At 67.6% G+C, this 22,488-nt stretch carries 16 protein-coding genes and 1 pseudogene; 5 read left to right on the top strand and 12 right to left on the bottom strand.

Annotation, left to right across the window (positions count from 1 at the left end):
• Positions 1-17 precede the first annotated feature (17 nt).
• Positions 18-338 carry a putative quinol monooxygenase gene (locus GORHZ_RS28930; protein ID WP_006339562.1) on the top strand — a complete coding sequence of 107 codons (321 nt, stop codon included), beginning with the start codon at positions 18-20 and terminating at the stop codon, positions 336-338.
• A 51-nt stretch (positions 339-389) separates the two neighbouring features.
• On the opposite strand, the gene GORHZ_RS28925 is transcribed toward GORHZ_RS28930, so the two are convergent.
• Genes GORHZ_RS28925 through GORHZ_RS28915 form a run of 3 tightly spaced genes read right to left on the bottom strand, consistent with a single transcriptional unit; the run spans position 390 to position 3,512 of the window.
• Positions 390-1,550: an MFS transporter gene (locus GORHZ_RS28925; RefSeq protein WP_006339560.1), complete on the bottom strand. Its 1,161-nt coding sequence runs from the start codon at positions 1,548-1,550 to the stop codon at positions 390-392.
• 60 nt (positions 1,551-1,610) lie between these two features.
• A complete protein-coding gene (locus tag GORHZ_RS28920; RefSeq protein ID WP_006339559.1) occupies positions 1,611-1,832 on the bottom strand; it encodes a hypothetical protein in 222 nt (73 codons plus the stop codon).
• 54 nt (positions 1,833-1,886) lie between these two features.
• Positions 1,887-3,512 (bottom strand): hypothetical protein, encoded by a 1,626-nt coding sequence (locus GORHZ_RS28915; protein WP_245551548.1) that lies wholly within the window; start codon positions 3,510-3,512, stop codon positions 1,887-1,889.
• Between the two features lie 315 nt (positions 3,513-3,827).
• Here GORHZ_RS28915 and pflB point away from each other — a divergent pair, with 315 nt between their 5' ends.
• The 3 genes from pflB to GORHZ_RS28900 all read left to right on the top strand — a co-directional run bounded on the left by pflB (position 3,828) and on the right by GORHZ_RS28900 (position 8,498).
• Positions 3,828-6,107 (top strand): formate C-acetyltransferase, encoded by a 2,280-nt coding sequence (gene pflB / locus GORHZ_RS28910; RefSeq protein WP_006339557.1) that lies wholly within the window; start codon positions 3,828-3,830, stop codon positions 6,105-6,107.
• Between the two features lie 9 nt (positions 6,108-6,116).
• Positions 6,117-6,938, top strand: a complete 822-nt coding sequence (pflA, locus tag GORHZ_RS28905; protein ID WP_006339556.1) for a pyruvate formate-lyase-activating protein — start codon at positions 6,117-6,119, stop codon at positions 6,936-6,938.
• A gap of 63 nt (positions 6,939-7,001) precedes the next feature.
• Positions 7,002-8,498 carry an amidase gene (locus tag GORHZ_RS28900; RefSeq protein ID WP_006339547.1) on the top strand — a complete coding sequence of 499 codons (1,497 nt, stop codon included), beginning with the start codon at positions 7,002-7,004 and terminating at the stop codon, positions 8,496-8,498.
• Between the two features lie 260 nt (positions 8,499-8,758).
• Here the strand turns inward: GORHZ_RS28900 and glgP are convergent, their stop codons facing one another.
• Positions 8,759-11,275, bottom strand: coding sequence for an alpha-glucan family phosphorylase (gene glgP, locus GORHZ_RS28895; RefSeq protein WP_006339545.1), 2,517 nt, complete (start codon positions 11,273-11,275; stop codon positions 8,759-8,761).
• A gap of 106 nt (positions 11,276-11,381) precedes the next feature.
• The gene (locus GORHZ_RS28890; RefSeq protein ID WP_040533974.1) at positions 11,382-13,487 is read right to left on the bottom strand and encodes an adenosylcobalamin-dependent ribonucleoside-diphosphate reductase; all 2,106 of its coding nucleotides are present in this window, start codon (positions 13,485-13,487) and stop codon (positions 11,382-11,384) included.
• A 183-nt stretch (positions 13,488-13,670) separates the two neighbouring features.
• Between GORHZ_RS28890 and GORHZ_RS28885 the strand changes: the two genes are divergently transcribed.
• Positions 13,671-15,287: a cation:proton antiporter domain-containing protein gene (locus tag GORHZ_RS28885; protein WP_006339534.1), complete on the top strand. Its 1,617-nt coding sequence runs from the start codon at positions 13,671-13,673 to the stop codon at positions 15,285-15,287.
• Positions 15,288-15,328: 41 nt separating this feature from the next.
• Here GORHZ_RS28885 and GORHZ_RS28880 read toward each other — a convergent pair whose 3' ends face one another.
• From GORHZ_RS28880 to GORHZ_RS28850, 7 genes and pseudogenes are all read right to left on the bottom strand, one after another.
• Complete coding sequence (locus GORHZ_RS28880) at positions 15,329-15,964, bottom strand: SRPBCC family protein (protein WP_006339533.1); 636 nt, start codon at positions 15,962-15,964, stop codon at positions 15,329-15,331.
• A gap of 2 nt (positions 15,965-15,966) precedes the next feature.
• Complete coding sequence (locus GORHZ_RS28875) at positions 15,967-16,821, bottom strand: FAD binding domain-containing protein (RefSeq protein WP_006339532.1); 855 nt, start codon at positions 16,819-16,821, stop codon at positions 15,967-15,969.
• Positions 16,818-19,211, bottom strand: a complete 2,394-nt coding sequence (locus GORHZ_RS28870; protein WP_006339531.1) for a xanthine dehydrogenase family protein molybdopterin-binding subunit — start codon at positions 19,209-19,211, stop codon at positions 16,818-16,820. The genes GORHZ_RS28875 and GORHZ_RS28870 overlap by 4 nt, the downstream gene beginning before the upstream one ends.
• Positions 19,208-19,687: a (2Fe-2S)-binding protein gene (locus GORHZ_RS28865; protein WP_006339530.1), complete on the bottom strand. Its 480-nt coding sequence runs from the start codon at positions 19,685-19,687 to the stop codon at positions 19,208-19,210. The genes GORHZ_RS28870 and GORHZ_RS28865 overlap by 4 nt, the downstream gene beginning before the upstream one ends.
• 141 nt (positions 19,688-19,828) lie before the next feature.
• Complete coding sequence (locus GORHZ_RS28860) at positions 19,829-20,923, bottom strand: vWA domain-containing protein (protein ID WP_006339529.1); 1,095 nt, start codon at positions 20,921-20,923, stop codon at positions 19,829-19,831.
• Positions 20,924-21,072: 149 nt separating this feature from the next.
• Positions 21,073-21,957 (bottom strand): annotated as a pseudogene (locus tag GORHZ_RS28855) (AAA family ATPase); the annotation flags it as partial.
• A gap of 133 nt (positions 21,958-22,090) precedes the next feature.
• On the bottom strand, positions 22,091-22,303 hold the full coding sequence (locus GORHZ_RS28850; protein ID WP_217998368.1) for a YgaP family membrane protein: 213 nt from the start codon (positions 22,301-22,303) through the stop codon (positions 22,091-22,093).
• Positions 22,304-22,488: the final 185 nt, after the last annotated feature.

The following is a 22,488-nucleotide window of genomic DNA, read 5'->3' as shown; positions in this document are numbered from 1 at the left end:
TCACTAGTGTTGAACCCATGATCTTCATCGTGGCAAAATGGCCGGTCAAACCCGAATTCGCCGATCAGTTCCCGGAACTCGTCAAGGACTTCACCGAGGCGACCCGGGCCGAACCGGGCAACAAGTGGTTCGAGTGGTCCCGTAGTCTCGACGACCCCACCGTCTACGTGCTCGTCGAGGCCTTCGACGACGACGCGGCCGAGGCACACGTCACCTCGGATCACTTCAAGGCGGCGACGGCGGAGTTCCCGAAGTATCTGGTCCGCACCCCTGACATCGTCAACTTCTCGATCGACCAGGACGACTGGTCGGCGCTGGGCGAGATGGCGGTCGAGTAGGCAGGCATCGGCAACAGGCGCGGCTCGCGACCGGTCGCCGGGACTGCGGGCTCATCTGCGGCGGTGTAGCCGGACCGCCCGGGACGCCGATGCCGCGAGAGCCGCCGCCGCGAGCACGATCATCGGCGCGACGAGGCCGATGGTGGGGGTGATCGTGCTCAGCAGCACCGGTAGACCGAATCCGAGGTAGCAGGCCACATAGAAGATCCCGGTGACGGCGCCGCGATGAGCCGGGGGCGTCAGGGCCTCGACATCCATCAGACCGTCCCGCAGGCACAGGCCGTAGGCCAGACCGAGCACCACGGCGGTCACCACGAATATCGCCATCCCGGGTTGGGCACCGGCCAGACCGACCATCAGGAAGCCGACGCCCGCCAAGGCCGCGCCGACCACCCCGGCGACCGGGCCGATGTGACGTCGACGCACCACGAACTGGATCACGACGCCGGTACCGAGGCTCAGGGCGGCAGCAACCCCCGGAATCCACGCCCCGTCGTGACCTGCGCCGACCCGCGCGGCCATCACGACCACCGCGACCGTCACCGACGAGAACACCCACAGCGCCATGGGCACCGACCAGGACAGTGCCGCTCCCATCGAGCGCTCCGACGGCTCGTCGATGTCAGTGGGAGGGTGATGGTGTTGCGGGACGCCGCCCGGAGTCAACAGGGCGGCGGCGCCGGCGACGACCAGCGACACGATCCCGGACACCGCGAACGGCGCCGCGAGGCGGTGCGGCACGAATTCCGCGAGCAGACCGGTGATGACCGGGCCCATGGCAAAGCCGGCGGTCAGCAGGACGCCTGCCATCGCGGCGCCGGATCTGCCCCGGAGGTCGGCCGCCCAGGCCGTGCCGGCACTGATCGTGAGGCCGGCGCCGAGTCCGACGACGAGTCGGCCGATCATGACGCCCGGCGCGTCATGCCAGAACACCATCGTGAGATTACCGACGCCCGCCAACCCGGCGCCGGTCAGCACGACCGGACGCCGACCGACCCGGTCCGACAGGGTGCCGCCGCCGAGCAGTCCGGGTAGCAGGCCGAGGGCGTAGATCCCGAACGCGGCGTCGAGGATCGTCGATGACAACCCCTCGTCCGCCTTGAGGACGGGGATCATCGACGCGAAATGGTTCGCGCCCCATCCGGTGGTGAACAGCACCGTCAGAATCGCCACCGACGCAGTACGTTTGGTGGTGGATTCGGCGGACATCATCGACGACGATTCTGCCGGTTGTCCGGCCGGTGAAGGAAATCGGGCCGGGCCTAAATGGTGCTACGCCACGCTGCTCGCGACAGCGACGACGACACCGACGATGACCAGCACACCGACGACGACCGCGGCGGTGATCGCCCGCGTCCGCTGATGACGGGTGACCGCGTTGATGCAGACTCCGATACCGACGAGGATCGCGGCGGCGTACAGCGAGATCCCGAGCGTCAGCGCGGCCGCCGACGAATCGGCCATCGCGACCACCTGCCCTGCGTGTTCGATCATGCGTCGAGTGCACCACGGCCGGTGCGCAAAGAGGGCAACCGGGTCCGGCTCGTGTCAGTCGGCCGTCGTGCCGCCTGCGCTGCCGCTCGACCCGGCCGAACCGGAGTCGGTTCCCGTGTCGGTGGAGCCGTCTGCCGTCGACGCGTCGGCGCTCGCCTCCGAACCGCTGCCGTCGCCGGTCGCTGCGGCGTTCGACTCGGACCCGCCTGCGTCTCCGGACGCCGAATCATCAGCCGAGGTGTCCTCGGAGGTGGCGTTCAGGGTCTGGCCGGTCGATTCCTCGGCGACGTTTCCGCCCTCGTCTCCGGTCGCCGACCCCGCAGCGGAACCGGTGGCGTCGGTGCGGCCGGTGCCCGTTGTCGCGGGGGGCTCCGGCGTCGACGGCGTCTCGGCGGGGGATGATTCGAAGGTCTGTTCCGGCGCGAAACCCGATGGCGCGGAGTCGTTCTGGATGGACTGCGACTGCCCGGTGGCGACCTCGGCCGGGACCGTCACCTCGTAGCTGCGAGCCGTGGTGCCCGGTGTCGAGATGCTCTGCGTCGAGGTGCTCTGGGTTGACGTGCTCTGGGTCGAGGAACCGTCGCTGACCTTGGTGACCTCGACGGCGGCGTTGTCCGCGGTGGGTTCTTGGATCGGATAGAACGCCTCGGCGGCCCGATCCCATCGGTCGAGGTCGTCCGCGGTGTAGGGGATGCCGAGTTCGTCGTACACCATGGCGTTCAGGAGGGCCAGGGGGTGGTGGGCGTCGTACACCTCGTAGGTGGTGTTGCCGTCGGCGCTCTGGTAGACGGTCGGATCGCCCAGCTCGTCGAGGTTCGCGTACGTCTCCGGGCCGTTGCCCGAGTGGATCGTGAGGAAGCCCGCCAGGTCGACGGCCAGCGACGACACCGGGCGGTACCACACCCATTGGAAGTTGCCCACCGGATCGCCGACGATGATCACCGACTTCACTTCGGTGTTACCGGTATCGGCCGGGTTGCGGGCACCGTTGGACTCGACGCCGATGACGCCGGCGAGCTGCGGCAACAACGGCATTCCGGCCACCCATGCCTTGATGCCCCATGGGCCACGAGGATCGGAGACGAGGATGATGATCGAGTTGTCCAGGAGCCCCTCTTTGGAGGCTGTTTCCGCGGCGTCACCGAGGGCGTCGGCGCCCTGGGAGAAGCCGGTGTAGACGATCAGCGGATGACCGCCCGAATCGTGGAACGCCTGCATGATGTCGAGGTTCGCGGCGATGGCGACGTTCTTCGACGCGTCATAGGTCGGCGCGAGGAAGGGGAGCGTACCCGACTTTCCGGCGATGATCGGCCCGAACGACTCCGGATAGTTGACGATCACGGTCTCTCGGGTGCCGATGATGGGTTGGATGCGTTGCGTCATTGTCACGTCGTCGGTGCCGGGCGTCACCACCATGATCGCGTCCGAAGGCAGGCCGGGGTAGATGTCCTTGGTGTTGTCCGGCTGCTGTCCGTCGCGAACCGTGCCGTCGGCGATGAGTCCGTCGACGACCGGGGAGGTGGTGGCAGCGAGCGCGGTGGGGACGACCATGCCGCCGAGGCAGATCGCACATGCCACCGCCGGGCCGACGGTCCAGCGGGAGACGCGGGGCAGTGCGGCTGTGCGTGAACGCCACGCCGGCCGCGTCGTAGTCGACCGATGTCGTCCGGCGCTGGTCACGTGGTCTCCTTCGACAGCGCGGCGTCGGGGCCACGCACAACCCGCCGGACCCGGGTAGAGCCTGGCTGTGGACATCCTAAGAGAATGCTGAATAGCAAATCTATCCTACGATCAGGGGACATTTTGCTAGGCGAAGTAAATTTTCGCCACGACGAGGTGAATTGCGGTTTGCGGTGGGGTTTCATACCGATGACCTGCGATGTCTGGGACTTGTGACCCCTGCGGGCCGCGTAATGGCGGTCGTAATGTGAAGGACGAAGCGTACAGATCACCCCCCGAGCGTTGTCGATCCGCACACCTGCGAGGAGTACGACCATGACCACTCATGCCGGTGACCACACCGTCGACAGCGGCAGTGGGAAGCTTCGCATTCCGGCATGGCGAGGGTTCATCCCGGGCGACTGGTGCGACCGCATCGATGTCCGCGACTTCATCCAGCGCAACTACACGCCATACGAGGGTGACGGTTCGTTTCTCGTCGGCCCCACTGAGCGCACCACCGGCATCTGGGCGACCCTGTCGGCGATGTTCCCGGACGAGCGACGCAAAGGGGTCTACGACGTCGACTTCGAGACCCCGGCGGCGATCACCGCGCACGCGCCCGGCTACATCGACCGCGACAAGGAAGTCATCGTCGGCCTGCAGACGGATGCGCCGCTCAAGCGCGCGATCATGCCGTTCGGCGGGTGGCGCATGGTGGTCAAGGAGCTGGAGACCTACGGCTACCCGGTGAGCCCGGTGCTCGAGGAGACCTTCACCAAGTACCGCAAAACCCACAACGACGGCGTCTTCGACGTGTACCCGCCCAACGTCCGGGCCGCCCGCGCATCCCACGTCGTCACCGGCCTACCCGACGCCTATGGTCGGGGACGCATCATCGGTGACTACCGACGCGTCGCTCTCTACGGTGTCGACGCCCTGATCGAGGGTAAGAAGCTCGATCGGCTCGAACTCGACATGGAGCGTTCAACCGAGGACGTCATCCGCGACCGCGAGGAGAACTCCGAGCAGACCAAGGCGCTCGGAGAGCTCAAGGAGATGGCCGCATCGTACGGCTTCGACATCTCCGGTCCCGCCACGAACGCCCGAGAGGCTGTGCAATGGCTCTACTTCGCCTATCTTGCGGCGGTCAAGGAACAGAACGGCGCCGCGATGTCGCTGGGACGTACCTCGACCTTCGTCGATGTGTACGTGGCGCGCGATATCGCCGCAGGTCTGCTCACCGAATCCGAGGCGCAGGAGATCATCGACGATTTCGTCATCAAACTGCGCATCGTGCGGTTCCTACGGACCCCCGACTACGACGCCCTCTTCTCCGGTGACCCGACCTGGGTCACCGAGACCATCGGCGGCATGGGCGCCGACGGCCGTCCGCTGGTCACGCGCACCTCGTTCCGCTACCTGCAGACGCTCTACAACCTGGGGCCGGCGCCCGAACCCAACATGACGGTTTTCTGGTCTGATCGCCTACCCCGCCCATTCAAGGAGTTCTGCGCGCAGGTCTCGATCGACACATCTGCCATCCAGTACGAGTCCGACGACCTCGTCCGGGAGTGCTGGGGTGACGACTCGGCGATCGCCTGCTGTGTGTCGGCCATGGAGGTCGGCAAGCAGATGCAGTTCTTCGGCGCCCGCGTGAACCTCGCCAAAGCCCTGCTGTACGCGATCAACGGGGGTCGGGATGAGATCTCCGGCAAGCAGATCGCGCCGGCCACCACCCCGGTGTCCGGGGACGTGCTGGACTTCGACACCGTGATGGGGGGCTACGACACCCTGCTCGACTGGCTGGCCGAGACCTATGTCGACGCGCTCAACTGCATCCACTACATGCACGACAAGTACGCCTACGAACGGCTTGAGATGGCGCTGCACGACCGCACCATCCTGCGCACCATGGCGTGCGGTGTCGCCGGGTTGTCGGTCGCGGCGGACTCTCTGTCGGCCATCAAGTACGCGACCGTGCGTCCGGTTCGCGACGACACCGGACTGGTGGTCGACTACGAGATCACCGGGGAGTTCCCCTGCTTCGGCAACGACGACGACCGTGTCGACGACATCGCGGTGGACCTGGTCGGCCGTTTCATGGACAAGGTGCGCAAGCAGCCCACATATCGCAACGCCACCCACACGCAGTCGGTGCTGACCATTACCTCGAACGTGGTGTACGGCAAGCACACCGGCAACACCCCGGACGGACGCCGCCTGGGCGAGCCCTTCGCGCCCGGCGCGAACCCGATGAACGGCCGCGATGTGCACGGCGTGCTGGCGTCCGGGCTGTCGGTGGCGAAACTCCCGTATTCCGAGGCGCAGGACGGGATCTCGCTGACCACGTCGATCGTGCCCAGCGGCCTCGGCCGCACCCGGGCCGAGCAGGTGGCGAACCTGGTGGGCACCCTGGACGCGTACATGGTGTCGAAGGGATTCCACGTCAACATCAACGTTCTGAACCGCGAGATCCTCGAGGATGCGATGGCGAATCCGGAGAAGTATCCGCAGCTGACCATCCGCGTGTCCGGCTATGCGGTGAACTTCATCCGCCTGACCCGCGAGCAGCAACTCGACGTCCTGTCCCGCACCTTCCACGCGGGAATGTAACGGTCGGCGATGGCAGACGACCACATGTCGGTGTCACCGCCCGACTCGCCCCCGATGCACGTCGCGGACCGGGAGCTCGCGGCCAGTGAGGTGATCACCGATCACCAGGTCGGCTCGGTGCACTCCTGGGATCTGTCGACAGGCGTGGACGGTCCGGGTTCGCGCATGACGCTGTTCATGGCCGGCTGCGGGATGCGGTGTCAGTATTGCCAGAATCCCGACTCGTGGCGTATGGGCGACGGTGTGCACAACACCGTCGACGAGGTGATGGAGCGGGTCGCCCGCTATCGCACGATCATGGAGGTCACCGGCGGCGGGCTCACCGTCTCGGGTGGGGAACCGCTGCTGCAGGCGCGGTTCGTCATGAACGTCTTTCGTCGCTGCCACGAGCTCGGCGTCCACACCGCACTGGACACCTCGGGCCTGCTGGGAGCCAGGCTGCACGACGAGGACCTCGACCTCGTGGACCTCGTGCTGCTCGACATCAAGTCCGGCCTGCCCGAGACCTACCGGCGGGTGACGGGACGCCCGCTGCAGCCCACCCTCGACTTCGCGCGCCGGCTCTCCGACCACGGCAAGACGATGTGGATTCGCTTCGTCCTCGTGCCCGGACTCACCGACGCGGTCGAGAACGTCGAGGCCGTCGCGGATGTGGTGGAGACGCTCAACGGCGTGGAGCGGCTGGAGGTGTTGCCGTTTCATCAGTTGGGGCGGGAGAAGTGGGTCGCCACCGGCGAACCCTACCTGCTGGCCGACACGCGGCTGCCGGACGCCGATCTTCTCGCCAGGGTGCACGGTCAGTTCGCCGCGCGAGGTATCACCGTGCTGTAGGTCCGGCGCCTCGTTCTGAGGAACCGGGCGCACGGTCATCCGGGTGGTTGTTAGGGTCGACGGATGTATCTCGACGAGTACATGTCGATGGATGCGATCGCGCTGGCCGAGCTCGTCCGGCGTAAACAGGTCACTCCGGCCGAACTCCTGTCCCTGGCGCGTCGTCGCGCCGACGCGGTCAATCCCAGGTTGAATGCGATCGTTCGCCGTCTCGATGATGTCGCGGACAGGCAGGTCGCCGACCCGGATCTGCGTGGCGCATTTGCCGGGGTGCCGTTTCTGCTCAAGGACCTCGCACAGGAGTATCGGGGCTTTCCCACCTCCTGGGGTTCCCGGTCGCTGGCCGGTGATGTCGCGGACCGACATGCGCTGATCACACAGCGGTTCCTCGACGCCGGCCTGGTGATCTTCGGCATGACCAACACGCCCGAGTTCGGCGCCAAGGGCGTGACGGAACCGGAGTACTGGGGTCCGACCCGCAACCCCTGGAGCACGGCGCGGACCTCGGGCGGTTCGTCGGGCGGATCGGCATCGGCGGTCGCCGCGGGCATCGTCCCGGCAGCAGGGGCCAGCGACGGTGGCGGATCGATCCGCATCCCGGCCGCGTGCAACGGACTTGTCGGTCTCAAGCTCAGCCGGGGACTATCCCCGTATGGCCCCCAGGCCGGCGAGACGATGTTCGGCATGGTCAGTCAGGGCGTCGTCTCGCGCACCGTGCGCGACAGCGCGGCCCTCTACGACGCGATCATCGGCCCCAATCCACGCGCGGAATACCAGGCTGCGCTCCCGGACACCCCGTTCGGCGAATACATCAAGACCCCTCCGAGCACCCTCACCGTCGGGTATTCGACATCCTCCGCGATCAATCCCGATCCCGATCGGGAAGCGGTCGCCGCGGTCGAGCAAGCGGTATCGCTGCTCGACGAACTGGGTCACCGGGTGGAGGAGGTCGCGCCGCCCTACGACGACGCGGCGCTGGCGCGCGACTTCCTGACCATCTGGTTCGCACAGCTCTACCGGCATGTCGCCGAGGCCAGACGGCGAACCGGGGCGCGCGACCGCGATTTCGAGGCGGACACCCTGGCCATGTGCGAGCTGGCCCGATCCGCTGGGGTCCTGGCGCCGATGCTGGCTCTGGAGAACAGGAACAGCTACGTCCAATCCCTCGCGACGTTCCACGAGAGCTACGACGTCTTCGTGACACCCACCCTGGCCACACCGCCTCTCGCTGTCGGTGCCACGACGACATCGCACCGCCTACAGACCGTGGCCCGGGCCGTGAGCAAAGCACATGCCGGAAAAGTGCTGGCGTTCAGCGGGATCATGGATGACCTCATCCAGGCGAGTCTGGGCTGGGTGCCCTATACGCAGCTGGCGAACCTCACCGGGCGGCCCGCCATCAGCGTGCCGCTGCACTGGACCGATGACGGGCTGCCGCTGGGTGTGCAGTTCGTCGGACGTCTGGGCGCCGACGGCGATCTCCTGAGGTTGGCTGCCCAACTCGAAGATGCCCGGCCCTGGGCGCACCGCCATCCGGCCCCCGCCGTGCCGGCAGATTAGCTGCTGCCGGCCATGAGGCTGTTGACGTCCCGCGCGCGCTGAACGCGACGATCACCGCGAGGCGACGCTGCTCGAGACACGGCAGATCACGAGCGTCATCGACGACGTCCATCCGCTTCGACACGCGGCCCGAGCCATCGGGACGATGCTCGGCCACCAGGCGCGGGGCATCGTCGTGATAGCGGTCGACGGGCACGACGGGCTTGCGTGACGACAACCCGCCCCAACGTGACGGCGGGGCATCTCGGTAGTCGGCCATCTCAGTGTGCGTACCAGCAGACCTCTACGGCTTCGAGCGGAACCGACGCGTTCGGGTGGTACGGCACGACACGGGGGGTGTACGCGTCGGGCGGTCGCGGCCCTTCGACGTGGGCGTGGTAACTGAATGTTCCACGGATCACCTCGTCGCCACGCTCCATCGGTATTCGTTCGGTCCCGCCGTGCTCCCAGGCGGCTGCGTACAGCTGCACCTGCACCGCGTCCGGTCCGATCGCGCCGAGCGACACAAGGACCCGGAAGTCCGTCCCGGCCGCGGTCGCCTTGATGTGGAGCGCGCCGAACGACACGTCTCCCCAGTAGTTCGCGATCATCTCCCGCCAGCGCTGTATGTCGATGCCGACCCGGCAGTGGTCGGCCAGGCGGATGCGGTAGGCGACAGCCGAGGGGGCATAGAGTTCCTCGACGTACTGGCGGACCATTCGTTCCGACGAGAACCGGGGAGTCAAGGTCGCCATGCTCTCCCGCACACGCTTGATCCAGTCCCCCGGAATCCCCCGCTCGTCGCGCGCGTAGAACATCGGCACGATTTCGTTCTCCAGCAGCGCATACAGGTTGTTCGCCTCCTCGGCATCCCACTCTGCGGCGTCGTCGTGTTCCTGTCCGTCACCGATCGCCCATCCGACCTGCGAGGTATGTGCTTCGGCCCACCAGCCGTCCAGCTCCGACAGGTTGAGGCCGCCGTTGACGAGCACTTTCATCCCGCTCGTCCCGCTGGCCTCCCACGGCCGGCGCGGTGTGTTGACCCACACGTCGATGCCACCGACGAGCTGTTCGGCGAGCAGCAGGTCGTAGTCGGAGATGAACGCGACGTGCGAGCGAAGCTCTGGACGTTGCGAGAACTCGTACCAACGCTGGATCATCGCCTTACCGAACGTGTCGGCAGGATGTGCCTTCCCGGCGACGGCGATCTGGACGGGACGTTCGAGATTTGTCAGGATGCGCGCGAAGCGGCCGGGATCATGCAGCAGAAGGCCGATTCGTTTGTATTCGGTGAACCGCCGGGCGAAGCCCAGCGTCAGGACGTCCGGGTCGAAGACACGCTGTGCTTCATCGATGTGGTCGGCGTCGGCCCCGGCGATCGTCGCTTGACGCGCCAGCCGGCGGCGCGCCCAGAGCACGAAGCGCTCGCGGTTTCGATTGCGCATCCGCCACAACTCGGACGCTGGGAGCTTGTCCACCCGCTCGCCGATCGGTGTTGGACGACCCAGCCACTGATGACGTAGCTCCGCGTCCGTCCACAGCTCGTCGGCGGCCGGCGTATCCCATGAGGGAACGTGGACGCCGTTGGTGACGTGCCCGACCGGAACCTCCTCGATCGGGCAGCGGGGGAACAGATCCGCGAAGAGCTCGCGACTGACCTCGCCGTGCAGCCGACTCACGCCGTTGATGCGTGACGCCCCGCGAATCGCGAGATACGCCATGTTGAACGGTTCGGAATCGTCTTTCGGATGCATGCGGCCCAAGCCGAGGATCTCGCCGATGCTCACCCGCATCTCGGCCGCGAACGGCGACAGGTAGCTTGCGACGTAGCCGGGATCGAATCGGTCGAAGGCCGCGGCGACGGGCGTGTGTGTGGTGAACACGGTGCCTGCGCGTGCGATGGTCAGCGCGACGGCGAACGGCACGTTCTGGTCCCGGGCGATCCACCGGGCGCGTTCCAGTACTGCGAAGGCGGCATGCCCTTCGTTGAGGTGACAGACGTCCGGATCGAGTCCGATTTCGCGCAACAGCCGCCAGCCGCCGAACCCGAGTGCCATCTCCTGCTCCCACCGCACCTGGGGATCGGCCTCGTAGAGATGTGCCGTGATACCGCGATCGGACGGTTCGTTGGCCGGATCGTTGCTGTCCAGCAGGTACAACGACAGCCGGCCGACGTTCACCTCCCAGGCGCGCAAGTGCACCGTCCGGCCCGGAAAATCGAGCGGGATGCGGATCCAGGCACCGTCTTTGCCGCGCAACCGCTGCACCGGAATCTCGCTGGGATCGCTGAACGGGTACAGCTCGCGCTGATTGCCCTGCGAGTCGAGCGCCTGGCGAAAGTATCCCTGCTGGTACAGGAGGCCGACGCCGACCACCGGCGCACCGAGATCGGTCGACGACTTCATGTGATCGCCCGCCAACACGCCGAGCCCGCCGGCGTAGATCGGCAACGCCTCGGAGAGCCCGAATTCCATGCTGAAGTATGCGGTGAGATTCAGCGTCTTCGACGCCTCCGAGCGAGGAAACCAGTACGGGTCGCTGTTGCGTCGTCGGCGATCCTCGATCAGAGCGCGTACTTGGGTCACGAACTCGTCGTCGCTGCCCAGCTCCTCGAGCTGGGCCTGGCCGATCGATTTGAGCGCCGCCCAGGGATTGCGCGACGCGGCCCAGAGCTCCGGATTGACGCGACTCCAGACGCGATCGGCCCGGTGCGATGCGATGAGCCGCATGTCGAGTGCGAGGTCGTCCATACCGCGCAGCGAGTCCGGGAGTGTGATTTCCGTCCGATGATCCGCCATGTGTACGTCCTACACGTCGGTGTGCGAAAGCACTTGCGAACCTACGTCGGCGGGATGAATCCGAAGTGAAGCCTCGGTGACGGCATGCATTCGGATATCCCCGCAGTCAGAAATCACAGACACGGCCCGCACAGCCGCCGCTGAACGACGTGTCGGCCCGTGGAATCGCCGACCGGTCTGCCGCGAACGTGAGCACCTGTCCCTCGCGGCTGCCATATCGATAGACGGTCACGCCCTTGACCTTTGCCTTCCATGCGGCCAGGTAGATCGCGCGAACGTCGTCGACCGTCGCCGTCGCCGGAAGATTCACGGTCTTGGACACCGCGGCGTCGACGTGGCGCTGCACGGCGGCCTGGATCCTCAGATGCCATTCGGGTGCAATCTCCAGCGCGGTGGGAAACGCCGCACGCACCGCCGCGGGAACACCCGGGTAGGCCCGCACTCCGCCCTTCTGCGCGATCTCGGTGGCGAGCGAGTCGGTGTAGAAGCCCTGGTCGCGCGCGAGCCGGTCGAAGCAGGGGTTGACCTCGAGAAGGTGCCGGCCCAGCACGGAGCGTGTGTAAGCGATCGCGAACATCGGTTCGATCCCGGCGGTGGTGCCGGCGATCAACGAGATCGTCCCTGTCGGCGCCACCGAGGTGAGTTGCGCATTGCGGATCGGCTGCGACGCGGCAAATCTGCTGTCCGCGAACGCCGGAAACGGTCCTCGCTCGACGGCAAGCTCTGCCGACGCCGCGTGCGCCGCGCGCTGGATATGGGCGGCGATACGTCCGGCCAACCGAACGGCCTCGTCGCTGTCATAGGGAATCCCCAAGGCCGCCAGCAGTTCCGCCAGACCCATCATCCCCAGCCCGACCTTGCGGCTCGCATGGCTGGCGTCGGCCAGTTCGCCGAACGGATAGACATTGACGTCGATGACGTCGTCAAGAAACCTGACCGCCTCAGTCGTCACCGCTGTGAGTCGATCCCAGTCGACGGTGCCGTGGGCACACATCCGCGCAAGGTTGATCGAGCCCAGGTTGCAGGACTCGTGGGGGAGCAACGGAACCTCGCCGCATGGGTTCGTGGCCTCGATCCGGCCACGGTGCGGCAGCGGGTTCGCGCGGTTTATCGCGTCGAGGAACAGCAGTCCCGGATCCCCGCAGGCGTGCGCCGCCTCGCAGATCGCGCCGAAAAGATCCGCGGCCGATACCCGCGCGACGGTCTTGTGCGTGCGCGGATTGACCAGGCGGTGAGTGGCGCCGCGCTCGACGGCCCGTAAGAACGCGTCGGTGACGCCCACCGAGAGATTGAAGTGAGACAGTTCGTCCCTCGCGCCGGCCTTGGCGGTGGCGAACTCGTAGACGTCCGGGTGCGACACGTCCAGCACGGCCATGTTGGCACCCCGACGGCGCCCGGCCATGGACACCACGTCCGAAGCGGTGTCGAAGAGCCGCAGGAAAGACATCGGTCCGCTCGACATGCCGCCGGTACCAGCGACGAAGTCACCCGCCGGTCGCAGGTGGGAGAACGCATAGCCGGTGCCGCCTCCGGCCTGGTGGATCTCGGCGGCGTGCCCAAGCGTGGTGAAGATCGACCGCAGCGAATCGTCGAGTGGCAGAACGACACAACCGGAAAGGAACCCGATCCGTGTCCCCGCGTTCATCAACGTCGGCGAGTTCGGCAAGAACTCCAGCCCGCGCAGCAGCGCGGAGAAGCGCTCGGCCCACTGCGCCGACGACCCCGCGCGGTGGGTGTCCTCGGTCGCCGCCACGTGGACGGCGACGCGGTCCATCAGCTCGCCGGTCGATTCCGTGGCCCGGCCCTGCTCGTCGCGAAGCAGGTATCGGTCGTTGAGCACCGTCACCGCGGCCAGGCTCAGCTTCAGCTCGTCGCGGACGCCCACGAGCGCCTTCGCGGCACGCAGTTCGGCACGACGCTGCCGATAGACGATATAGGCCCGCGCGATGTCGGACCGCCCCGCCGCGTTGAGCTGCGTCTCGACGAGGTCCTGCACTTCCTCGACGGTGACTTGCCCGGTGTGTGGCCGGGTCGCGAGCGCGTCTGCGACCGCGGCAGCCACCTCGGTGGGCAGCCGTGACTGCGGATCTCCGACTTCGCGTGCCGCCCGCGCGATCGCCGACTCGATCCGCTTCACGTCAAAGGCCACCAGTCGCCCGTCTCGCCGCTGCACTCTTCTCGGCCACCGAGCGGCCGACTTCGCCGAGCCCACGAAGCCAGTATCCGCGCCGTCTCAACAGACCACCCACGATTGCGGGATGTATCCATAGGACTCGACCCCGCTGGTCGACCACAGCGGAATGCGGCATTTGCCGGGATACTAGTAGACCGCAAACAGCACATCGGCGTGGTCGACGGTCGTGGCGGCCGCCCACCCTAAGAGCAGGGGGAGCGCGTGACAACTGTCGCCATCTATCTCGTCATCACCTTCGGTCTCGGCGGCCTCGCGATGGCGCTACGCCTGCCTCCCCTGGTCGGATTTCTGGCGGCCGGGTTCGTCATCAACGCCCTGGATGTGGAGGAACTGCCGCAGCTGGACGTGCTGGCGGACCTCGGCGTCACGCTGCTGCTGTTCGCGATCGGACTCAAGCTCAACGTGCGCATCCTGCTGCGTCGCGAGGTGTGGCTGACCACCTCCGTACATCTGTTGATCAGCGTCATCGTCGGCAGCGTCGTCATGTGGCTCGCCGCGGTGGCCGGTATGGCGATGCTGGCGGGCCAGAGCCTGCAGACGATCGCCCTGCTGGCCTTCGCGCTGTCGTTCTCCAGCACCGTGTTCGTGGTCAAGATCCTCGAGGAGCGCGGTGAATCGCATTCGCTGTACGGCCGCGTCGCCATCGGCATCCTGGTCATGCAGGACATCGCCGCGGTGATCTTCCTGACCGTGACCAGCGGCCATCCGCCCAGCCCGTGGGCGGTGACGCTGGTGGGGCTGTTTCCGCTGACCTACGTGCTGCGCAGAATCTGGAGCCGGTTGGGCCACGGCGAGATGCAGTCGCTGTTCGGCATCGTCATGGCGCTCGTGCCCGGGTACGCCTGGTTCACCGCCGTCGGACTCAAAGGTGACCTCGGTGCCCTCATCGTCGGTGTGCTGCTCGCCTCGCACCCGGCCTCCTCCGAACTCGCCCGTTCCCTGTTCCACATCAAGGAACTACTGCTCGTGGCGTTCTTCGTGTCGATCGGACTGACCGGGCTGCCCGATCTGCCGACCATCGGTGTCGCCGTGCTCATGCTGCTGCTCCTGCCGTTCAAGGCGGCGCTGTACGTGGGGCTGCTGTCGTTGATGAAGCTGCGCTACCGCACCGCGATACTCGGCGGGCTGGGGCTGATGAACTTCTCCGAGTTCGGACTGATCGTGGTGTCGGTCGGGGTCACCGCCGACATGTTGGGGCAGGAGTGGCTGGTGGAGATGTCCATCGCGGTTGCCCTGAGCTTCGTGGTGTCGGCACTGGTCAACGGGCGCGGGCACCTGATGGTGGAGAAGATCGCGGCGCGGCTGCCCGCCCAGGACGAACGCACGTTGCACCCGGAGGAGCGTCCCGGCGACGCCGGCGACGCCGAGGTCGTGGTGATCGGGATGGGCCGGGTCGGGGCCGCCGCCTACCGACGGCTGACCGATCACTATCGGCTGCGGGTCGTCGGTGTCGACTACGACGGACCCCGGATCGGCCGGCTCAAGGAGGAGGGCCTCCGGGTCATCGAGGGCGACGCCACCGACCTCGACTTCTGGAACCAGCTGCGACGCTCGCAGTCGGTCCGCATCGCCGTGCTGGCCATGCCGCGTCACGGCGCCAACGTCACCGCGCTGGAATGTCTGCGCGAGTCGGGATTCAGCGGCCAGGTCGCCTCGGTCGCCCGATACGACGACGAGGTGGCCTGGGCCAAGGAACACGGCGTCGATATCGCCTTCAACGTCTACGCGGGCGCGGGATTGGAACTGGCCGACCAAGTGGGCGGGGCCCGGCCGGCGGGCGACGACTCGCCGGAACACGCCCAGTCGCACCCGGACTGAGGCGCGCGGGGCCGGGTGGCCCGACGCGCCCCAGGAATCGGTCAGCGACGCAGCCGGCGCACCAGGACGAACAGGATCGCGGCGATCACGACCGCACCGACGATCGGCCCGACCCGCTTCAGCACCGAACCGCCGGCGTACTGCATCAGGTCGAGCGCCTCGGCCTCCGCGGGCTGTGCCGCCGCGCCGGCCGAGACGACCGCGCCCTCGGCGGCCGGCTGCGCTTCCGGCTCCGGCCCGGCGAGCTTGCTCGACAGGCACGACGCGAACTGCTCGATGATCTTGCCGCCCACGTCCGAGAGCATGCCCCGGCCGAACTGCGCCGGTTTGCCGGTGATGGCCAGGTCGGTGACGACGGTGCCGGTGGTCTTGTCACCCTCGTCCTTGAGTGACATCGTGACGGTGGCCTTCGCTGTGCCCTGGCCCCGCGACTCCTTCGCGTTGCCCTCGATCACGGCGCGGTGTGCACCCTCGTCCTTCTCGATGAACGCGCCGGTGCCCTTGTACACCAGGGCGACCGGGCCGATCTTGACCTTGATCTGTCCGGTGAAGGAGTCCCCGTCGACTCCGGTCAGGCTGGCGCCGGGCATACACCCCGCCACCCGCTCCGGTTCGATCAGGGCCGCCCACACATCCGCGAGGGGTGCGTCGACGGAGAACGTGTGTTCCAGTTGCATGGTCAGACCCCCGCCGCTGTGACGACGGCGCGGCGTGTGAGCACCTTCGCCAGATGGGTGCGGTACTCGGCGTCGGCGTTGGGGTCGCTCAACGGATCGGTGCCCTCGGCGGCGTGTTCGGCGGCTGCCCGAATCACGTCGGTGTCCGCGGACTGCCCGACGAGGGCCTGCTCCACCGTGCGCGCCCGCACCGGCACCGCGCCCATGTTGGTCAGCGCCACGGCGGCGTTGCGGATCACTCCGCCGTCGACGTCGAGCGTCGCGGCGACGGCGATCATCGACCAACTCTGCGCCACTCGATGGAACTTCTCGTAGTGCGCGGTCCACCCGGTGTGCTTGGGGATACGCACATGGACCAGGATCTCGTCGGGTTCGAGCGCGGTGGTGAAGAAGTCGGTGAAGAATTCTTCCGCGCCGATGGTGCGCTGCCCGTTGGGCCCTGCGATGGTCAGCTTCGCGTCGAGCGCCAGCGCCGCCGCGCCCAGATCCCCGGCCGGGTCGGCATGGGCGAGTGAACCACCGAATGTGCCGCGGTGACGGATCTGCGGGTCCGCCACCGTCTGCGTGGCCTCGGCGAGCAACGCCGCATGTTCGACCACGAGTGCGTCGTTCATGACGTTGTGATGCGTGGTCATCGCCCCGACGACGATCGACTCGCCATCATCGCGCACCCCGCGCAACTCCTCGATCCGCCCGAGGTCGACGAGCGTGCTCGGTGAGTTCAGCCGCAGGCGCAGCACCGGCATCAGGCTCTGTCCGCCGGCGATGATCTTGGCGTCCTCGCCGGCGTCGGCGAGCGCCGAGATCGCGTCGGCCAGGCTGGTCGGGGCGACGTAGTCGAAGCTGGCCGGAATCACTGGGCACCTCCCTGGGCGGATTGGATCGCTTTCCAGACACGCATCGGACTGCACGGCATCTCTACATCGCGCACGCCGAGAGGGCGCAGCGCATCGAGCACCGAATTGACCACCGCCGGTGTGGACGCGATGGTTCCCGCCTCGCCGACGCCCTTCGCGCCCAGCGGATTGCTGAGCGCAGGGGTTTCGGTGCGGTCGGTGTCGAAGTGCGGGAGGTCGGGCGCGGCCGGTACCAGGTACTCCGCCAGCGAACCGGACAGCAACGTGCCGGACTCGTCGTACACGGCGTCCTCGTACAGCGCCTGAGCGATGCCCTGGGCGAGTCCACCGTGCACCTGTCCCTCCACGATCAGCGGGTTCACCACGGTCCCGACGTCGTCGACGCACACGTACTTGCGGATCTTCACAAACCCGGTCTCGGTATCCACCTCTGCAGCACACAGATGCGTGCCGTGCGGGAACGAGAAACTCTCCGGGTCGAACGTCGCCTCGGAATCGAGGTTCGGCTCGACCCCTTCGGGCATGTCGTGCGCGGCGAACACCGCCAGTGCGACGTCGGTGATGCCGACCGCCTTCTCGGTGCCCTTCACCGTGAACTTGCCCTCGGTGAACTCCAGGTCGTCCTCGGCCGCTTCCATCAGATGCGCGGCGATCGGGCGGGCCTTCTCGACCACCTTCTCCGCCGCCTTGATGACCGCGACAGCGCCGACCACGAGCGACCGGGAACCGTAGGTGTCCAGTCCGCGCGGCGCGGTTTGCGTGTCACCGTGCAGCACCTCGACATCCTCGAACGGCACGCCGAGTCGATCCGCCACGATCTGACTCCAGGCGGTCTCATGACCCTGTCCGTGCGGCGATGTTCCGGTGACCACCTCGACCTTGCCGGTCGGCAGCATCCGGATCGCGGCGTGTTCCCAGCCACCGGCACCGTAGGACAGCGCGCCGAGCATCCGTGACGGCGCGATCCCGCACATCTCCGTGAACGTCGACACCCCGATCCCGAGTTGCACGGTGTCGCCGCGCTCGCGCCGCTGCGCCTGCTCGCGACGCAGTCCGTCGTAGTCGAACAGCTCCTTCGCCTTCGCGGTCGCGGCCTCGTAGTTGCCCGAGTCGTAGGTCAGCCCGCAGACCGTGTCGAACGGGAACTCCTCGTGTTTGATCCAGTTCTTCTCCCGCAGCTCGAGCGGGTCCATGGACAGCTCGGTGGCGAGTTCGTCCATCATCCGCTCGATGGCGAAGGTGGCCTCGGGACGCCCGGCGCCGCGGTAGGCGTCGGTGGGCACCTTGTTGGTGAAGACGTTGGTGCAGGCGAAGTGATAGGCCGGGAACTTGTAGATGCCGTTGTACATGAACGCACCCAGGATCGGCACGCCGGACGTGACGAGGCGCAGGTAGGCGCCCATGTCGGCGAGCAACTCGGCCTTCATGGCCGTGACCGTGCCGTCGCGGCGAGCCGCGATCGTCAGCTTCTGGATCTGGTCGCGGCCGTGGTGGGCCGCCTGCATCGACTCACTGCGGGTCTCGGTGTACTTCACCGGCTTTCCGAGCCGCCGCGCCGCGAGCAGGGTGAGCACTTCTTCCGGGGTGACCTGGAGCTTGCCGCCGAACCCGCCGCCGACATCGGGGGCGATCACCCGGATCTTGTGCTCGGGGATGCCGAGGGTCATGGCGAGCATGAGGCGCACGATGTGCGGGACCTGGGTGGCCGACCACATGGTGATCTGCGCCGCCGTGGGGTCGACGACCACCGAGCGCGGCTCCATGAACGCCGGGATGAGGCGTTGCTGGCGGAAGGTGCGCTCCACGACCACCTCCGCGTTGCGGATCTCGTCCGCCACGTCGGTTCCGGTGCCCGCCTCCGCGGAGTCGAACACCCACACCGCGCTGACGTTGGTGCCCAGGTCGGGGTGCACCAGGTCGGCACCGTCCTGCGCGGCGGCGGCCAGGTCGAGCACCACCGGTAGCTCCTCGTAGTCGACGTCGATGGCCTCGCTCGCGTCGCGGGCCTCAGCGGCGGTCCGGGCGATCACCATCGCGACTGCCTCGCCCGAGAACTGGACGGTGTCGACCGCGAGCGACGGTGCCGCCGGCGCCTTCATGTCCGGGGTGATCTGCCACGCGTTCGGGAGGCTGCCCTGCTCCTCGGCGAGGTCGGCGCCGGTGTAGACGGCGACCACGCCCGGCATCGAGCGGGCCTCTGCGGTGTCGATGTTCGTGATCCGCGCGTGCGCCATCGGGCTGCGCAGCAGCGCGGCGTGCAGCATGCCCGGCAGCACCAGGTTGTCGGTCCACTTGGTGCGCCCGGTGATGAGGTGCTCGTCCTCCTTGCGGACGCGGGCCTTGCCGATCTCGTGTTCGGCGGCGGCGCTTGGTTCGACGGTCGCGGTCACTGGGCACCTCCTGCACCCTGCATCCGGCCGGCTGCGTCGAGCGCGGCCCGGACGATGTTCTGGTAGCCGGTGCACCGGCACAGGTTGCCCTCGAGGCCCTCGCGCACCGCATCTTCGTCGGGATTCGGATTGTCACCGAGCAGGTCGATGGTGGACATGATCATGCCGGGAGTGCAGTAACCGCACTGCAGGGCGTGATTGTCGCGGAAGGCCTCCTGGACCGGATGCAGCGTGCCGTCTCTGGCCAGGCCCTCGACGGTGGTGATGTCGGCCCCGTCGGCCTGCACGGCCAGCACGGAGCACGACTTGACGGTGTGTCCGTTCATCAGCACCGTGCACGCGCCGCAGTTGCTGGTATCGCATCCGATCACGGTGCCGACCTTGCCCAGCTGATTCCGGAGGTGTTGGACGAGTAACGTGCGTGGCTCCACCTCGTCGGTATAGGTCGTGCCGTCGACCGTGACTGTTATACGCATAGGGCCTCCAATGCTTGCCGCCAATCGTGGGTTGGTGCTAGGCGAAACACTCACGGATCACTTTGCGCCGCCCGCCCGCATCAGATAGCCGGAATCGTGGAATCCGTAGTCAAGACACGGGATTCGCCGGTGATCGCAGCCTCAGGCGTCCCGGACCGCGGCAAGCAGTTCCTGCAGGGTGGCCAACGAATGCCCGGCCAGCAGGCGGTCGACATAGGGCAGTGCTGCGACGATCCCGCCCTGCACGGGCTCGTAACCGGCCGCACCCGCGTGCGGGTTGACCCACAGCACGGCCCGGGCGAGCCGGTGCAGCTGTGCCATCTGCTGCGCCAGGAGGGTCGGATCGCCTCGTTCCCAGCCGTCGGAGAAGATCACCACCACCGCACCGCGGGCCAGTCCGCGCCGGCCCCAGCGGTCCAGGAACGCCTGCAGTGTCTCGCCGAGCCGGGTGCCGCCGGCCCAGTCCGGCACCGCGCGGCCGGCCGCCGCGAGTGCCATTTCGGGATCGCGGGCGCGCAATGCCCGTGACAGCCGGGTCAGTCGGGTGCCGAGCGAGAACACCTCGGTGCCGGCCGGATTCGCCCGGGTCACCACGTGTGCAAAGCGCAACAGCGCGTCCGCGTACGGGCTCATCGAACCGGAGACGTCGATCAGCAACACCACCCGTCGCGGCCGGGTCGCGGGACGATGTCGGCTCGGGCGTACCGGCTCGCCGCCGGCGGCGAGCATCTCGCGCACGGTGCGGCGCGGGTCCACGGCTCCACGCCGGGCCGGGGCGCGGCGCAGGGCTGCGCGGCGTGGTGGCTCCGGTTTCAGCGTTGCGACGAGTTCGGCCAGGTGAGCGCGCTCGGCCGCGGACAGTGTCGCGATGTCGCGGTGCCGCAGTACCTCCGTGTCGTCGGCGGCCACCGCCAGATGCGACCCCGATTCGGTGGTGGTGCCTTCCCCGGACGTGCGCAACGCCGCCATCCGGCTCTGCTTCGGTTGTGTGGGGCGTCGGACCGCCCGTGGCATCCGGTCACCGAACCAGGCGTCGAATGCCAGGTCGAAGCATGGATGATCGTCCGGATCACGGCACAGGGTCGCCCGGCCCGCCCAATACACCTGTTCGGCGTCGGCGAGATCGATCTCGCGCAACGCCCGGACGAAGGCCTCCACGGAGTCGGTCGCCACCGGCAGGCCCGCGTTGGTCAGGCTCCGAGCAAATCCGGCGATGCCGACCAGTTCGCCGGTCATGCGCCGGTTTCGTTCGGCCCGCTCGCTCCGCTCCCGGCGCCTGTTGTATTCGGCCCGCTCGCTCCGCTCCCGGCGCCTGTTGTATTCGGCCCGCTCGCTCCGCTCCCGGCGCCTGTTGTATTCGGCCCGCTCGCTCCGCTCCCGGCGCCGAGCAGGCGGTCCAGCCCGCCGCGTACAACGCGGTCGAGGTCCTCGCGGTATTTCAGCACCGCGCCCAAGGTTGCCGCGGCGATCTCGGCGTCGAGGACGTCGCGATCGAGTTCACGCAGCGCGCGAGCCCAATCCAGGGTCTCGGCGACTCCCGGCGGCTTGAGCAGCTCCATCCTGCGCAACGCATGGATCGCATGCGCGACCTGCTCGGCGAGTTCGTCACCGACGCCCGGTACGCGGCGATGCAGGATGGCTATCTCGCGGGCGAGACTCGGGTGCTCGAGCCAGTGGTACAGGCAGCGGCGCTTGAGCGCGTCGTGCACCTCGCGGGTGCGGTTGGAGGTGAGGATCACCAGCGGTGGAGTCTCCGCCTGCACGCGCCCGAGTTCGGGGATCGTGACCGCGTTCTCGTCGAGCAACTGCAGCAGGAACGCCTCGAACTCGTCGTCGGCGCGGTCGATCTCGTCGACGAGGAGCACACACGGCGCCTCGGTCAGCGCGCGTAGCAGCGGTCGCGCGAGCAGAAACCGCTCGGTATAGAGGGAGCTCTCGGCCTCATCCGCATCGAGGGCGCCGCCACTGGCCGCCTCGAGCGTCCGCAGGTGCAGCAGTTGGCGAGGGAAGTCCCAGTCGTAGAGCGCCTGCGAGGCGTCGATTCCCTCATGACATTGCAGCCGGATCAGCGGCAACTGCAGAGCCTGCGACAGCCCGACCGCGAGCGAGGTCTTGCCGGTGCCGGGCTCGCCCTCGCAAAACAGCGGCCGGCCCATCCGCAATGCAAGGAACGCGGCCATGGCCAAGCCGTCGTCGGCGAGATAGCCGGTGGATTCCAGTGCCGCCGCCAGTTCGTCGGGTGATCGGGGGACGGGTCGTGGATCGGTCACGTCGCGAGCCTATGCCCCGGCTTCGTGCCCGCGGGCCGAGACCGCGCACATCGACCGGTGGGTAGCTGATCGTGCCCACCCGAGGGCGGGACGCGATCAAGGCGGGAGCAGACCATTGAGGGGATGGAAGCGTTCAGGGTGTGGTGCGGTTCGTGGCCATCCCCAGGATGCGGTAGATCGGGCAGAAGCCCACGGCAGCGGTCACCAGCAGGATCGCGGCCACCACCAGCAGGATGATGCCCGGGACGCTGCCTGCCCCGACGACGATCCCGAGGATCAGCGCGAGGACGCCGACCCCGGCTCGGAGCGCCCGATCGAGGGCCGATTCGTTTGTCTTCATCGTCATTCCCTTTCCTCGGCGGCAGTGGTGCGGCAGATATCGACGTATACCCGGCGGGGTATACGTCGATGTTACTCCACGGGTCGTGAGCTGCGCGGCCGGATTCGGGCAGTTGATGTCGAATGCGACCGGTCCGGGATGCCGTGTTTGTCGGGCGGATCGGACTGCGAGCACGCGCTGCTCGTTGGCGC

Source organism: Gordonia rhizosphera NBRC 16068, assembly GCF_000298195.1.
Classification (GTDB): domain Bacteria; phylum Actinomycetota; class Actinomycetes; order Mycobacteriales; family Mycobacteriaceae; genus Gordonia; species Gordonia rhizosphera.
Note: the sequence above shows the minus strand (reverse complement) of the source record. Positions and strands in the feature narration are given on the sequence as shown.